Annotated in this window: 12 protein-coding genes; 10 read left to right on the forward strand and 2 right to left on the reverse strand. The window is 41.8% G+C overall.

Annotation, left to right across the window (positions count from 1 at the left end; all coding sequences use genetic code 11):
• The first annotated feature begins 403 nt into the window (after window positions 1-403).
• Window positions 404-790 carry a small multi-drug export protein gene (locus DFO73_RS27700; RefSeq protein ID WP_309044589.1) on the forward strand — a complete coding sequence of 129 codons (387 nt, stop codon included), beginning with the start codon at window positions 404-406 and terminating at the stop codon, window positions 788-790.
• Between the two features lie 47 nt (window positions 791-837).
• Here DFO73_RS27700 and sspI read toward each other — a convergent pair whose 3' ends face one another.
• Window positions 838-1,044, reverse strand: a complete 207-nt coding sequence (gene sspI / locus DFO73_RS27705) for a small acid-soluble spore protein SspI (protein WP_110067877.1) — start codon at window positions 1,042-1,044, stop codon at window positions 838-840.
• Window positions 1,045-1,186: 142 nt separating this feature from the next.
• Between sspI and DFO73_RS27710 the strand changes: the two genes are divergently transcribed.
• The 3 genes from DFO73_RS27710 (at window position 1,187) to pheT (ending at window position 5,996) form a co-directional block, all read left to right on the forward strand.
• A complete protein-coding gene (locus DFO73_RS27710) occupies window positions 1,187-1,936 on the forward strand; it encodes a TrmH family RNA methyltransferase (RefSeq protein WP_110067878.1) in 750 nt (249 codons plus the stop codon).
• Between the two features lie 584 nt (window positions 1,937-2,520).
• Entirely contained in the window at window positions 2,521-3,558 is a 1,038-nt protein-coding gene (pheS, locus tag DFO73_RS27715) for a phenylalanine--tRNA ligase subunit alpha (RefSeq protein ID WP_110067879.1), read from the forward strand.
• Window positions 3,559-3,581: 23 nt separating this feature from the next.
• On the forward strand, window positions 3,582-5,996 hold the full coding sequence (gene pheT, locus DFO73_RS27720; protein ID WP_110067880.1) for a phenylalanine--tRNA ligase subunit beta: 2,415 nt from the start codon (window positions 3,582-3,584) through the stop codon (window positions 5,994-5,996).
• A gap of 283 nt (window positions 5,997-6,279) precedes the next feature.
• Here the strand turns inward: pheT and rnhC are convergent, their stop codons facing one another.
• Entirely contained in the window at window positions 6,280-7,218 is a 939-nt protein-coding gene (gene rnhC, locus DFO73_RS27725) for a ribonuclease HIII (RefSeq protein ID WP_110067881.1), read from the reverse strand.
• A gap of 184 nt (window positions 7,219-7,402) precedes the next feature.
• Between rnhC and zapA the strand changes: the two genes are divergently transcribed.
• The 6 genes from zapA to DFO73_RS27755 all read left to right on the forward strand — a co-directional run bounded on the left by zapA (window position 7,403) and on the right by DFO73_RS27755 (window position 15,314).
• Entirely contained in the window at window positions 7,403-7,669 is a 267-nt protein-coding gene (gene zapA / locus DFO73_RS27730; RefSeq protein ID WP_110067882.1) for a cell division protein ZapA, read from the forward strand.
• A 2-nt stretch (window positions 7,670-7,671) separates the two neighbouring features.
• Window positions 7,672-8,214: a CvpA family protein gene (locus tag DFO73_RS27735; protein ID WP_110067883.1), complete on the forward strand. Its 543-nt coding sequence runs from the start codon at window positions 7,672-7,674 to the stop codon at window positions 8,212-8,214.
• A gap of 380 nt (window positions 8,215-8,594) precedes the next feature.
• Window positions 8,595-10,313 carry a DNA polymerase/3'-5' exonuclease PolX gene (gene polX, locus DFO73_RS27740; RefSeq protein ID WP_110067884.1) on the forward strand — a complete coding sequence of 573 codons (1,719 nt, stop codon included), beginning with the start codon at window positions 8,595-8,597 and terminating at the stop codon, window positions 10,311-10,313.
• A gap of 27 nt (window positions 10,314-10,340) precedes the next feature.
• Entirely contained in the window at window positions 10,341-12,698 is a 2,358-nt protein-coding gene (locus DFO73_RS27745) for an endonuclease MutS2 (protein ID WP_110067885.1), read from the forward strand.
• A 140-nt stretch (window positions 12,699-12,838) separates the two neighbouring features.
• Window positions 12,839-13,246, forward strand: a complete 408-nt coding sequence (locus tag DFO73_RS27750) for a DUF350 domain-containing protein (protein ID WP_110067886.1) — start codon at window positions 12,839-12,841, stop codon at window positions 13,244-13,246.
• A gap of 364 nt (window positions 13,247-13,610) precedes the next feature.
• On the forward strand, window positions 13,611-15,314 hold the full coding sequence (locus DFO73_RS27755; protein WP_110067887.1) for an AMP-binding protein: 1,704 nt from the start codon (window positions 13,611-13,613) through the stop codon (window positions 15,312-15,314).
• Window positions 15,315-15,582 lie beyond the last annotated feature (268 nt).

Genomic DNA, 15,582 nt, shown 5'->3' on the forward strand with positions numbered 1-15,582 from the left:
TTTTTTGCCATAGAAAAATCCCCTCCAAGTAGAATTCTTTCCTCCATGGTATCATGAAGGTTTTTTTGAATGTCTACTTAAAGGGGACATTAACAATCCTGGAGTTTTTTTTACTTGTGAAAAAGGCCCATTGTAAATAATAATAAAAATCTGCAAATAAAATAAAAAAGCTGTTAATATAACTTCAAATTTGCAAATTAAAGATATACTTAAACTAAGTCAGCTGTTTTAGAGTCAGAATATTTATTTTGCGCAGCAAAAAAACGGGGCTCTTTTTGTAGGTATTAGTGAGGAAGCAAGTAAAAAAAGCTGGAGAATTAACAGAGCAATATTAAAGCGGGGTGAAAAAATCATCTGGGAATATATATTAGTTTTCATACTGGCAGCCATTCCGTGGATTGAAATAGCGGCAGTTATTCCAATTGCCATCGTGAAAGGGCTGAATCCTTTGATTGTTGCCGTTTTATCATTTGCGGGAAATTTTCTGACTGTCTTCCTGCTGATTGTTCTGTTTGAGCGCTTTCAGCTATGGCGGAGACAAAAGAAGGGGCCAGAAGAAAAAGAAAGTGGCCGATCCAAAAGAGGCAAGAAGGTTTGGAACCGATATGGATTGCCTGGATTGGCTCTTGCAGGCCCTATTTTAATTGGCACCCATATAGCTGCAGCAATCGGGATGGGTCTCGGCGCAAAAAAACAATGGACCACCTTTTGGATGACCATTTCGCTTGCGTTATGGAGCGGGATTTTTGCCATCGCCACTCATTATGGCTTTGAACTTTTTAAAGGCTAATGAAAAAACTGCCCCCAAGGAGCAGTTTTTCTATTTGTGCATCTTTATTATTTTAGCCCGCTTTCTAAAACTTGCAGCATTTCCTGCTTATCTTCTTCAGAAGAGTTTTTCCAAATAACTTCAAATAAAACGCCTAATCCAGGAAGCATTTTTTCTTCCCCGTTTTGAATGGCATCTACGATTGTATCTTTTAGTTCGTCTTGAGAGTTACCTGATACATTGTGTAAAATGGCATTACGCAGGTTTAAATTCACCTTCATGCACTCCTTCCAGATTTAATTCGTTATTATGTTCTCTAATTTCGCTTTTATTATGTATTCCAAATAGGCTATAATGAAAAAATTGTATAAAAGAAATTCCATGCTAACAGGATTTTCTATAAAAGGAGAGACAGTGTTGAAGCATATTCAATCTGCAAAGAACCCGAAAATTAAGGATTGGAAAAAGCTCTTAACAAAAAAAGTGCGTGATAAAACAGGAACTTTTTTGGTTGAAGGCTTTCATTTGGTGGAAGAAGCGCTTGCAGGTAATCAGGTTTTGGAAATTATTATAAACGAAGCTAAGGACATGCCTCCTGGATGGGATTATGGAGATATCCCCGTAACTATGGTAACGGAGGAGATCATAGGGCTGCTGGCTGATACAGAAACACCGCAAGGTATCCTTGCTGTTTGCGAACAGGCGAGGTCCTCTGCTGATGTGGATGGCAATAGATATTTGCTGATTGATGCGGTTCAGGATCCCGGCAATTTAGGTACCATGATCCGAACAGCAGATGCAGCAGGAATGGATGCGGTCATTGTGGGTGATGGAAGTGTGGATGTTTATAATCCAAAGGTTCTTCGGTCTGCACAGGGCAGCCATTTCCATTTGCCGGTTATAAGGGGAGACCTGTTTGAATGGGTGAACAGGCTTAAAGAAAATAATGTAACTGTTTTTGGAACAGCATTAGAAAACGCAAGGGAATATACCGAGGCCGAACAGGCCGAGTCCTTTGCTCTGCTAGTTGGGAATGAAGGAAGCGGTGTAAATAAAGACCTGTTAGACCTAACAACTGCCAATCTCTACATCCCGATTTTAGGAAAAAGTGAATCGTTGAATGTAGCGGTGGCTGCGGGGATTCTGCTTTATCACCTAAGAAAATAAAAAATGGGCATCATTTTTATGAAAACCGTTTGAAACGGCATGAAGAATATACTATAATTAACAGCAAATTATATGAAACAAAACGATGACGGAGTTCAGTACTTTGTTAATACCTTTTCAGGGAGAAAATGCCTTAGACTGAAAGCATTTTTATTGGGATTGCAAGGGAATTTTCACCTCCTGAGTTGGCATCGGGACCATTGAAAGTATTGTTGGGCTTTCTGCTGATTTGTCCAGCTGCAGCGGTTAGCCCCTCGAGATCATAAGCCAATCGTCTTAGAAAGGTAAAGAACACCTTTCCAAAAGGCTCGTCTTATGCTTGTCGGACTTGCACAGGATGTGCTGACTTCAACGTTCGCCACAGGACGTGGCGGCTCTTAGTTGAAGTTCATCCTAAGCCACTTCCGCTTTTCTTTGTAAAGATGTACCGGCAGCAGCCGTTATCCCAATGAAGTGAACACGTGCTTTGTGTACATATATGTGTTAAAAAGGGTGGTACCGCGAAACCTCGTCCCTTTATGGGGATAGAGGTTTTTTATTTTGGCTAAAAAAGTAAAAGGAATGAATTGAAGGAGGATTTTTAGATGCAAGAGCGATTAAAAGAATTGCAAACTGAAGCGTTGGAAAAAATCAGCACTGCCGCTGATTTGAAAGAATTAAATGATATCCGTGTATCCTACCTGGGTAAAAAAGGACCAATAACAGAAGTCCTTAAAGGAATGGGGAAATTGTCAGCGGAAGAACGTCCGAAAATGGGTGCCCTTGCAAATGAAGTAAGAGACAGCATAGCTGCCGGAATTGAAGAAAAACAAAAGCGCCTTGAAGAAGCAGCTGTCCAGGAAAAACTGGCTGCTGAAAAAATTGATGTCACTCTACCGGGGCGTCCTGTAAAAACAGGAAACCACCATCCATTAACACGAATTATTGAGGAGATAGAAGACTTGTTCATTGGAATGGGCTATACAGTGGCAGAAGGTCCTGAAGTTGAAAAGGATTATTATAATTTTGAAGCCTTGAACCTTCCAAAAGGCCACCCTGCCCGTGATATGCAGGATTCTTTCTATATTACAGAAGAGATTCTTCTTCGTACACATACTTCACCTGTGCAGGCAAGAACAATGGAAAAGCATGAGGGCAAAGGACCGGTTAAAATCATCTGTCCGGGGAAGGTATACCGCCGCGATAACGATGATGCTACACACTCCCACCAGTTTATGCAAATTGAAGGGCTTGTTGTGGATGAAAATATCCGCATGACAGATTTAAAAGGAACACTTCAAGTGTTTGCGAAGAAAATGTTCGGAGAAGATAGGGAAATCCGTCTTCGTCCAAGCTTCTTCCCGTTTACAGAACCATCGGTGGAGATGGATATCTCTTGTAAAATCTGTGGCGGAAAAGGCTGCAGCGTATGTAAAGGAACTGGCTGGATTGAAATTTTGGGTGCCGGTATGGTACATCCGAACGTACTGGAAATGGCCGGATTCGACTCAAAGAAATATACAGGGTTTGCTTTCGGAATGGGGCCTGAGCGAATTGCCATGCTGAAATATGGTGTAGATGATATTCGCCATTTCTATACAAATGATGTTCGATTTTTAAAACAATTTTCAATTCATGAATAAGACTAGGTTGAGGAGGATATTACATGTTCGTTTCATATAAATGGCTGCAGGAATATGTTGATTTATCTGGCGTAACTCCTGCAGAGCTTGCAGAAAAGATTACAAAGAGCGGTATTGAGGTTGAGGGTGTAGAGGTTCTGAACGAAGGCATCAAGGGTGTTGTCGTTGGGTATGTCCTTGAAAGAGAACAGCATCCAAACGCTGATAAGCTTAACAAGTGTTTAGTGGATACAGGTGCCGGCGAACCTGTACAAATCATTTGTGGAGCTCCCAATGTCGATAAAGGACAGAAGGTAGCTGTTGCAACAGTCGGAGCTGTACTTCCGGGCAATTTTAAAATTAAGCGTGCCAAACTTCGCGGCGAAGAATCAAATGGGATGATTTGCTCCCTGCAGGAGTTGGGCATTGAAAGCAAACTTGTCGCAAAGGAATACTCTGAAGGGATCTATGTTTTCCCTGGAGACGTTGAGGTTGGGCAGGATGCCATAGAACAATTAAACCGTGACGATCAGGTTCTTGAGCTTGGTTTAACGCCAAACCGTTCAGACTGCTTAAGCATGCTGGGCGTTGCTTATGAAGTGGCAGCCATTTTAGGAAGAGAAGTTAAACTTCCTGAACCTCAAGTGGAAACTACATCTGAAAAGGCATCGGATTACATTGATGTACAGGTGGAAGCAAAAGAAGATAATCCATTATACGTGGCTAAAGTCATTAAAAATGTAGAAGTAGGACCATCGCCAGTATGGATGCAGGCACGATTAATGGCCGCCGGCATTCGCCCGCACAATAATGTGGTCGATGTGACAAACTATATTTTGCTTGAATACGGCCAGCCGCTGCATGCTTTTGACTATGACCGATTGGGATCAAAAGAAATTCTTGTTCGCCGAGCAAAAGATGGTGAAATCATTGTTACTCTTGATGATGCTAAGCGTGAATTAACTTCCGATCATCTTCTCATTACAAATGGCAGTGAGCCGATTGCACTTGCCGGTGTAATGGGCGGAGCAAATTCTGAAGTACAATCTGACACGAAGACTGTTTTGATTGAATCAGCTTATTTTAAAGGGGCAACTGTAAGGAAGGCTTCCAAGGACCATGGATTAAGAAGTGAAGCAAGCTCCCGTTTTGAAAAAGGTGTAGACCCGAACAGAGTCAGGGACGCAGCAGAAAGAGCCGCACAATTGCTGGCAGAATATGCAGGAGGAGAAGTGCTGGAAGGCTCTGTTGAAGCAGATTCACTGCAGGTTGAGCCGGCAGTTGTTTCAGTAACTCTCGAAAAAATTAATCGTGTACTTGGTACTGAGTTATCCATGAAGGAAGTAGAGGAAATCTTTGCCCGCCTTCAATTTGAAACAGCGGTTGATAATGATACAATCACTGTTACCGTGCCGACACGCAGAGGCGACATCACTATTGAAGAAGACTTAATTGAAGAAGTTGGACGTTTATATGGGTACGACAATTTGCAGTCCACTCTTCCGGTTGGGGCTTCTACACCAGGCCATCTTACGGAATATCAGAATAAACGCAGATTAGTCCGCCGTTACCTTGAAGGTGCAGGGCTTTATCAGGCAGTGACTTATTCATTAACAAATGAAGCGAAGGCAACACAATATGCCCTTGAAGAGCGCAAACCGGTACAACTGGCAATGCCAATGAGTGAAGACCGCAGCCTTCTTCGCTTAAGCATCGTACCGCAGCTTCTTGAAGTATTAAAATATAACTCTGCCCGCCAGAACGACAGCCTCGCTGTTTATGAAACAGGAGCCGTGTTCCTTTCCAATGGAGATGAAGAACTGCCTGAAGAGCGAGAGCATTTGGCTGGCGCGGTAACTGGTCTATGGCAAAGCCATCCTTGGCAGGGAGAAAAGAAGCCGGTTGATTTTTATGTTGTAAAAGGAATTCTTGAAGGCCTATTTGACAATCTGGGACTTTCCGGGAAAGTTAAATTCCTCCAGTCTGAAAAAGATGGCATGCACCCAGGCAGAACCGCAGAAGTGTTGCTATCCGGAAATCCTGTTGGTTTTGTTGGGCAGGTTCATCCAACTGTTGAAAAAGAACTTGATCTTAAAGAAACATATGTATTTGAATTGTCATTGAAAGCTATTTTGGAAGCAGAAGTTGCTCCATTACAGTATGAAGCAATCCCTCGTTACCCATCCATCACCCGGGACATTGCCCTTGTGGTAGACAAGGATGTAGCGTCCGGCGAGCTTGAAAGCATTATTAAAGATGCTGGCGGAAAGCTATTAAAAGACCTGCATGTATTTGACCTGTACGAGGGCGAGCGCATGGAGCCGGGCAAAAAATCAATTGCTTTCTCCTTGAAATATTTTGATCCTGAGCGTACTTTAACAGATGAAGATGTTGCAAAAGCGCATGACAAAGTTTTAAAGGCTGTGAAGGAAAAAACCGGAGCGGTATTAAGAGGATAATGAAGAGGAAGGCAGCCTAGGGGCTGCCTTTTAATTTTGAGAAATTAGCCATTTATAAAGAATTTTGCAATTCGGCCGGTAAAAGGCTAAGTTTGGCCGGTATTTCATTGGCTTTGGCCGGTAAATATATAAAATTGGCCGGTAAATGTCCGTTTTTGGCCGATAAATTCATAAATCAGCACCGGCAACTCCTTGATAACCAGTCATTCACCGATTTTTTGCTTTAGAAACCTAAGATTTAACAAAGAAAACAGCCAATCCTCTTCAGAGTGGCTGTTTTTCATTACTTATATTTCCGGCTATACAGCTTCATTGCTTTTTCAGTATTGGCAAAGTGCAGCTTTACAAAAGCGGGCAGTGCTTCATTGCCTTTTTCCTTGATTAATCGTGCTGCTGCTTCATCTACCTTGGGGCCGGCACCTTTTGTAAGCGTAAATCCAGCCTGTTTGCTTAAATTTTCGAAATGGCGTACAAAAGCATAGCGGGCCAGTATGGATGCAGACGCAACTGCCAGGTGGATTCCTTCGGCTTTCGTGCTAAAAAACACACGCTCCCTCTGGATGGTTTGCTGATTTTTTAAATAATTATAGTAAACCTCTTCTTTGGCAAATTGGTCGATCAGTATAGCTTCCGGCTTTTCAGGGGCAATTTTACCAAGAACATGCCCAATTGCCTGATTGTGCAGCAAAGCCTTTATTTTTCCCTGTGACATGCCTGATTGCTGCAGTTTGTTGTATTTTTCATTATGCAGTGTTAAAAGGCTATGTGGCACGATATCCTTAATTTGCTTTGCGATTTCAATGATTTTTTCGTCCCCAAGATTTTTTGAATCTTTTACGCCAAGCTCCTTCAGCAAAGGGATTTGTTCTTTCTTTACATAGGCTGCGACAACAGTAATCGGGCCAAAGTAATCGCCGGTGCCAACTTCATCCGAACCTATGACTGAAAGGGAACTGATATTTTCCGGCAGGTTAGCAGCGGCTGGGCTTTTCTTTTTGCTTGGCTGGGCGCTCCCTGCGGTATCTCCCCATTTCTTGGCTTCGGCTTCACTTCCGCTCCCCTGAAATAAGACTTTTCCTGACTTATAGGCTGTTATTGAACAGCTCGGAACTTTTGCCGCAAATATGCTTCCTGGAGGCTGCTTATCGTTCAAATACCGTGAATAATAGGTCTTCATTTCTGAAATTTCATTAGCTTTTTTTAAAAGTACGACTTGGCTCATTTTATGTCTCCTCTATTGTTATTTTCGTTTAGCCTTTTTTGCGCTATTTCAGATCCACTTCCCAGCCCTCTTTTGGAAAAAGTTTTACATGAACTAAGCTCTTTTGACATGCTTTGACTTCCCACCAATATTCGTTCATGTTATGATATTGATTAGGATTCTTTAAAGAAGGAGGGCATGGACGTTGTCAAATATACAAAAAAATCGAACAAGCGTTGATATATATGGACAGCAGTATGTAATAGTAGGCTCAGAGAGCTCCAGCCATGTTCGCCTTGTTGCTTCGCTGGTTGACGATAAAATGCATGAAATCAGTTCGAAGAATCCTTCACTCGACATTAGTAAGTTAGCCGTGCTGACGGCAGTCAATGCTGTTAATGATTATATAAAGCTGAAAGACCGTCTGGAACGGCTGGAAAACGAATTAAATAGAGTAAAGGACGGAAAATAGTCATGCTGGATCTCGCAATTATTATTATATTAATTTTTGGCTTTTTCATTGGGCTAAAAAGAGGGTTAATCCTGCAGTTAATCCATTTAACAGGATTTATTATCGCTTTTATAGTAGCCCGTATGTATTACCAGGAACTTGCTCCCAAGTTGACCTTATGGGTTCCATATCCCAGCTTTAGCAGCGACTCGGCGATTCAAACGCTTTTTGAGAATGCAAATCTTGAAGATGCTTACTATCGCGCCATTGCATTTGTCGTGATTTTTTTTGCTGTAAAAATCCTTCTGCAAATTATTGGCAGTATGCTCGACTTTGTCGCCCATCTGCCGATATTAAAGCAGCTTAATGTCTGGGCAGGCGGCATTCTCGGATTTATTGAAGTCTATCTTATCATGTTTATTCTATTATACATAGCCGCACTGGTTCCAATTGAAGTGCTGCAGGGACCTATTAATAATTCCTTTATCGCGGAACTAATGGTTAAGAATACGCCTGTTCTCTCCCAGCAGTTAAAAGAAATGTGGGTTGAATATATGGCCGCGTAACTTCTCTATTTCTAGAGAAGTTTTCTTTTTGAAAGGCTGTTTCTCATAGATTGTTGGTTTAGCTTATGAATGATGCCCGTTGATTTCCGCTGGGAGGAATATGAGCTCTTCAGCTTCGCCTGTGGGGTCTATCATTCCATCTCCTCCCGCAGGACATTGGAAAAGCACTCTGGAATAAACACCGTACGAAGAAAATGCGAATGCATTTTCGAGGAGTCAAGTGCCCTCCGATCCAATCAACCCAGTTGGTTAAACTTAGTTTACAGTTAAAAGCAACATACTTTACGAAAAAAGCCTTTTGAAAATGGGCATTATTTGAAGTTGCCCCGTTAAATAAGAGATAATATTGATACTACAACCGTTACGGGCAGGTGATTTGAATGAGTATAAATAAAAAAGATGTGATCAGGCTTTTGGAAACTATCGCCGTTTATATGGAATTAAAGGGAGAAAACCCTTTTAAAACAGCTGCTTTCCGCAAGGCCGCACTTGCACTAGAATCAAATGATGAAAGTTTATCTGAAATTGTGGACTTTACAAAGTTGTCCGGAATCGGAAAAGGGACTGCGGCCGTAATTGAAGAGTACATTAAAGAGGGACAGTCCTCCGTACTGGATGAACTTAAAAAAGAGGTTCCTTCAGGTTTAATTCCGCTGCTCCAGCTTCCAGGATTGGGAGGCAAGAAGATTGCCAAGCTTTACAAAGAATTGGACGTAGAAAATGCCGCAGACCTAGAAGAAGCATGCCGTAATAAAAAAGTACAGGACCTTGCAGGCTTTGGTAAAAAGACTGAAGAAAAGATATTGGCTGCCCTTGAAAACGCAGGCTCAAGGCCGGAACGCCTTCCTCTTGCATTTATGCTTCCGATAGCGGAAGGCATCGAGGCAGCTTTAGCTGATATGAAAGACATCCAAAAATACTCCAGAGCAGGAAGCTTAAGAAGAATGAGAGAAACGATTAAGGATCTCGACTTTATCATCGCTACTGTAAATCCTGTATCTGTAAAAGAGCAATTATTAAATCTTCCAGGAATTAAAGAGGTTATCGCTGCAGGAGATACTAAGGTTTCCGTCGTGTTTGATCATTCTTATGATATATCGGCTGATTTCCGTCTGGTGGAGCCGCATGAGTTTGCGACAACTTTGCATCATTTTACCGGGTCGAAGAACCATAATGTTAAAATGCGGCAGCTGGCCAAAGACCGAGGGGAAAAAATCAGTGAATACGGCGTTGAAAATATAGAAACAGGTAAAATTCTTACTTTTTCAACCGAAGAAGATTTTTATGCCCATTTTGGACTTCCTTTCTTCCCGCCTGAAATTAGGGAAGATGGGAAAGAAGTAGATGAATTTACGAAGGATATGGCACTAATATCCCTTGAAGACATTAAGGGCGACCTTCATATGCACTCTACATGGAGTGATGGTGCCTATTCAATTGAAGAAATGATCGAAGCCTGCCGTGCCCGCGGATATAAGTACATGGCAATTACAGACCATTCACAGTATTTAAAAGTGGCCAATGGGCTAACAGCTGAAAGACTTCGCCAGCAAAAAGAAGAAATAAAGCTTCTTAATGATCAATTTGATGACTTTACGATTTTATCAGGAGTAGAAATGGATATACTGCCTGACGGCTCGCTTGATTATGATGATGATCTTCTTGCCGAGATGGATATTGTCATAGCTTCCATCCATTCCTCTTTTTCACAGCCGAAAGAAAAAATTATGGCCCGCTTAAAAGCGGCCTTGCTGAATGCCCATGTTGATATTATTGCACATCCTACCGGTAGATTGATCGGCCGGAGGGAAGGCTATGAAGTGGATATGGGGATGCTCATTGAATTAGCAAAAGAAACGAATACAGCATTAGAGCTGAATGCAAATCCAAACAGACTTGATCTTGCCGCAGAGCACATCAGGGAAGCCCAGGAAGCCGGCGTCAAGATCGTTATTAATACCGATGCGCATAAAATAGACACACTAAACCATATGGAAATTGGCGTTTCCGCGGCTAAGAAAGGATGGATTAAGAAGGAATCTGTCCTTAACGCCATGGAGACAGAAGATCTGCTCAAATTCCTGAAGGAACGCAATTAGGAAATTGGGCTTGAAAGGGGAAAGTCCATGCAAGAACGCGTTTTGAAGATACTTGAATTCAATAAAGTAAAAGAACAGCTGCTTGAACACGTTTCATCTTCCTTGGGAAGGAAAAAAGCAGAAAATATACTTCCTTCAACAGATTATGAAGAAGTAATCCGCAGGCAAGAGGAAACGGATGAGGCAGTCACTGTGCTCCGTATTAAAGGTAATGTCCCATTGGGAGGCATTTTTGATATTCGACCCCATGTGAAAAGGGCGGTTATTGGAGGAATGCTGAGTCCGCAGGAGCTCACTCAGGTTTCCAGCACGATCCATGCAAGCAGGCAGATGAAAAGATTTATTGAGGATTTTGCAGAAGAAGAAAGCAGCCTTCCTATTTTGCAGGGGTATACGGATAAAATTATTGTTTTGGCGGATCTTGAAACATCAATCCGCAATGCTGTCGATGATAACGGTGAAGTGCTTGATAGTGCAAGCGAGGCGCTCCGCTCACTCCGCAATCAGCTGCGCACAAAGGAATCCCGTGTAAGGGAACGCCTGGAGAGCATGATTCGTTCTTCCAGCGCACAAAAGATGCTTTCCGATGCGATCATCACGATCCGCAATGACCGTTTTGTAATCCCTGTGAAGCAGGAGTACCGCGGTCATTATGGCGGTATTATCCATGACCAAAGTTCGTCCGGGCAAACTTTGTTTATTGAGCCTCAATCGATTGTCCAGCTAAATAATGAACTTCAAGGCATCAGGGTAAAAGAGCAGCAGGAAATTGAACGAATTTTGATTGCATTGTCTGGAGAGGTAGCGGAACAGAGCGTTGAACTGGAGACCATTGTGGAAGTGCTTGGGGAAATTGATTTTATGTTTGCTAAAGCAAGGTACAGCAAACGGATTAAGGCTTCCAAACCCAAAGTCAACAATGAAGGCCGGATATCCTTATTTAAAGCGCGTCACCCGCTTATTCCAGCTGACGAAGTGGTTGCCAATGATATCACCTTGGGAGATGAATACTCCACCATTGTTATTACTGGTCCAAACACGGGCGGTAAGACCGTTACGTTAAAAACAGTTGGCCTTTGTACATTGATGGCCCAGGCAGGCCTGCAGATTCCAGCTTTGGATGGTTCGGAGACTGCGGTTTTTGGAGCTGTTTATGCGGATATTGGGGATGAACAGTCAATTGAACAAAGCTTAAGTACCTTCTCTTCTCATATGGTCAATATTGTCGATATCCTGAATCATGTCGATTTTAACAGTCTTGTTCTATTTGACGAGCTTGGAGCTGGAACAGATCCTCAGGAAGGGGCTGCCCTTGCGATTTCCATCCTTGATGAAGTATACAAGCGCGGAGCCAGAGTCATAGCCACTACCCATTATCCTGAACTCAAAGCCTATGGCTATAATAGAGAAGGAGTTATTAACGCAAGTGTAGAATTTGATATTGAAACACTTAGCCCGACCTATAAGCTGCTGATTGGTGTGCCGGGACGAAGCAATGCTTTCGAAATATCAAAACGGCTGGGGCTTAATGACAAAGTGATCGATACCGCCAGATCCTATATTGGTGCTGATACAAATCAGGTTGAAAAGATGATAGCCTCCCTTGAAGAAAGCCGCAAGCAGGCAGAAGCTGACAGGGAAGAAGCAAATGATTTATTAAAGAATGCAGAAAAGCTCCATAAAGATCTGCAAAAGCAAATGATTGAATTTTATGCGCAAAAAGATTCAATGCATGAGAAAGCAGCGGAGAAAGCTGCAGATATCATTGAAAAGGCTAAAGATGAGGCAGAGCAGATTATCCGTGATTTAAGAAAGATGCGCATGGAAAAGCATGCGGAGGTTAAAGAACATGAGCTGATTGAAGCGAAAAAACGATTGGCTGAAGCTGCTCCGCAGATTAGCAAAACACAAAACAAAATCAAACCGAAAAATGATAAACACGCCTTCACACCCGGAGATGAGGTAAAGGTTTTAAGTTTTGGACAGAAAGGCCAATTGCTGGAAAAGGTGTCGGAAAAGGAATGGCAAGTCCAAATAGGGATCATGAAAATGAAGGTTGCCGAGAAAGATTTGGAATACATTAAGAGCCCTAAACCAGTGGAAACAAAACCAATGGCTACAGTAAAGGGTAAAGATTTTCATGTCAGTCTTGAGCTGGATTTGCGCGGCGAACGCTACGAGAATGCCCTGCTTAGGGTAGAAAAGTATATTGATGATGCTCTATTGGCAGGATATCCGCGTGTGTCGATTATACATGGAAAAGGTACCGGGGCCTTGAGGCAGGGTGTCCAGGAATATTTGAGAAACCACAGATCTGTGAAAAAAATCCGATTTGGCGAAGCTGGAGAAGGCGGAACAGGTGTTACAGTTGTTGAGTTTAAATAAGATATTTGGCTTTCCGGCCTCTCTTCTAGTTTAGCAGCGGGGCCAGGGGCTTTTCTTAAAATTGTTTGGATCATGGAGCGATAACGGCTTTAAACCGGACATCTAAGAAAAGACCTTAAATTCCAACGGGGAGAATGGAAATGAACCAATTTTGGGAAAATGAATATATTCAGACAGCCGCATATTATAGTGTTGTTATTTTATGTATGATTGTCTTTTTAGCCATTTTTGAACTGGTAACCAAGTACCGCAATTGGGAAGAAATCAAAAATGGCAATATTGCTGTTGCAATGGCAACAGGGGGGAAAATATTCGGGATAGCCAATATCTTCAGGCATTCTATTTTGCATAATGATACATTATTAACAATGATTGTCTGGGGAGTTTTTGGTTTCTTTCTATTATTGATCGGTTATTTTATCTTTGAATTTTTAACACCGAAGTTTAAAATAGATGAAGAAATCGAGAATAATAACAAAGCAGTTGGCTTTATTTCAATGGTATTATCTATCGGTCTATCGTATGTCATAGGGGCAGGTTTATCTTAAGGAGAGATCTATTCATTGGAAAAATTAGCGAAAGTTCTGCTGGTTCTTAGTGGAGTTTTTCTTCTCATAGGAGCCATTTATATTTTTTTCATCGTGTAATATTTTAGTGATATAGATAATATAAAAAGCGCCATTGCTTTATGGCGTTTTTTTTTGTTTATAATTTTACAGGGAATTCCCATTACAAAGGACAACCCTCTATAAAAAGTTTGTGCCTATGCGAATGGTCTTATTCTAATTGTCATAACGAGGGCATTATATTATAATAAGAATGAACAGTTAGAATGTTCTAAAAATTATTTTGTGGTTATGCTCAAATTAGAGGAAACTCTTCATTTTGGGCATTGAATAAAGGAGGGACACAATGGCAGAAACAAAACCATGGCTAAAACAGTATCCGGCAGAGATCCCCTCAACCTTGTCATATCCCAGCCAGCCGGTGCAAGATTATTTAAAGAATGCAGCAGATGAATTCCCGGAAAAAATGGCAATCCACTTTATGGGAAAGGAATTTACCTATAAATATGTGTATGATTCCTCTCTTAAGCTTGCTGCTTATTTGCAGAGCATCGGGATAGAAAAGGGAGATAAAGTAGCGATCATGCTTCCAAATACTCCGCAGTCAGTCATTAGCTATTACGGAATTTTGATGGCTGGAGGAGTTGTTGTTCAAACGAATCCATTATATATGGAGCGCGAGCTTGAATATCAAATGAAGGATTCGGGGGCAAAGGCAATCATCACAATGGATATTTTATTTCCAAGAGTCACTAAGGTGATGCCTCAAACAGATTTAAGTCACGTTATTGTAACCGCTATCAAAGATTTTCTTCCATTCCCAAAAAATCTGGTTTATCCGTTTATGCAGAAAAAGCAGTATGGCATTGTGGTAAATGTGAAGCATGAAGGGCATAACCATTTACTTACAGAAATTTTAAAAAGGCCGGCCGAACCTCTCAGGATTTATGAGTTTGATTTTGAGGAAGACTTGGCTTTATTGCAATATACAGGAGGCACAACCGGTTTTCCGAAGGGTGTCATGCTATCGCACCGTAACCTGGTCTCCAATGCTGCCATGTGCAAAGCATGGCTTTATAAATGCAGGCGTGGCCAGGAGGTTGTTTTGGGGATTTTGCCATTTTTCCACGTATATGGAATGACTACGGTCATGATTTTATCCGTAATGGATGCACACAAAATGGTACTTCTGCCAAAGTTTGATGCTGAAATGACATTGAAGACCATTCAAAAGCAGCGCCCAACATTGTTTCCAGGCGCACCAACAATCTATATTGGTTTATTGAATCATCCGGATCTGAAAAAATATGATTTGTCTTCCATTGATTCTTGCATCAGCGGATCTGCCGCCCTTCCTGTTGAAGTCCAGCAGAAATTTGAAGAAATAACAGGCGGAAAACTTGTTGAAGGCTATGGCTTAACAGAGTCTTCCCCCGTTACTCACGCGAATTTCCTTTGGGACCGGCCGCGTGTAAAAGGAAGCATAGGTGTACCTTGGCCGGATACTGATGCTGCCATTTTTTCACTTGAGACTGGTGAACCGCTCCCAGTAGGTGAAGTAGGGGAAATTTCGGTAAAAGGCCCTCAGGTAATGAAAGGATATTGGAACCGACCTGAAGATACTGCTCAGACTTTAAAGGATGGCTGGCTGCTGACAGGTGACCTGGGCTACATGGACGAGAATGGATATTTCTATGTCGTGGACAGGAAAAAAGATATGATCATTGCGGGCGGATTCAATATTTATCCGAGAGAAATAGAAGAGGTGCTTTACGAGCATCCTGCAGTCCAGGAAGTGGTAGCTGCCGGAATTCCGGACCCATATCGGGGAGAAACTGTAAAAGCTTATATTGTGCTGAAAGAGGGTCTAGAAGCTACGGAAGATGAGCTGAATCAATTTGCGAGAAAGCATCTTGCAGCCTATAAGGTACCTAGGCTATATGAGTTCCGTCAAGAGCTTCCAAAGACAGCTGTCGGAAAGATTTTGAGAAGGGCACTGGTAGATGAGGAAAAAAAGAAATTAAAAGATAAAGAGGAAAAGCGGGCTTAATTGCAGAGACCGATTCCCATCGGCTCTTTATTTTTGAAGTATTATGCTTGTCCGTGGTTTAAATGAATGTCATAATGAACTATATATTTCCGGCGGTAATTTCTTGACAGAAATGAATTGTGCTACTATTATAAAAATATGAATGACGATTCATTCATTTAATACTTCGGGATGAATTTGAGGAATGTTTAAAAATCATAGTTAAACATATTGGCTTGCCGGTTCTTATTTTATTGGTTAAACCAGCAGCAGGGATGGGTGTTTCACG

The organism is Cytobacillus oceanisediminis (assembly GCF_003182355.1).
Lineage (GTDB): Bacteria > Bacillota > Bacilli > Bacillales > Cytobacillaceae > Cytobacillus > Cytobacillus oceanisediminis_A.

Bases quoted from the DNA above. Each gene is read 5' to 3' on its own strand.
- pheS (WP_110067879.1), top strand. From the start codon at position 2,521: ATGCAAGAGCGATTAAAAGAATTGCAAACTGAAGCGTTGGAAAAAATC.
- pheT (WP_110067880.1), top strand. From the start codon at position 3,582: ATGTTCGTTTCATATAAATGGCTGCAGGAATATGTTGATTTATCTGGC.
- rnhC (WP_110067881.1), bottom strand. From the start codon at position 7,218: ATGAGCCAAGTCGTACTTTTAAAAAAAGCTAATGAAATTTCAGAAATG.
- DFO73_RS27735 (WP_110067883.1), top strand. From the start codon at position 7,672: ATGCTGGATCTCGCAATTATTATTATATTAATTTTTGGCTTTTTCATT.
- polX (WP_110067884.1), top strand. From the start codon at position 8,595: ATGAGTATAAATAAAAAAGATGTGATCAGGCTTTTGGAAACTATCGCC.
- DFO73_RS27745 (WP_110067885.1), top strand. From the start codon at position 10,341: ATGCAAGAACGCGTTTTGAAGATACTTGAATTCAATAAAGTAAAAGAA.
- DFO73_RS27750 (WP_110067886.1), top strand. From the start codon at position 12,839: ATGAACCAATTTTGGGAAAATGAATATATTCAGACAGCCGCATATTAT.
- DFO73_RS27755 (WP_110067887.1), top strand. From the start codon at position 13,611: ATGGCAGAAACAAAACCATGGCTAAAACAGTATCCGGCAGAGATCCCC.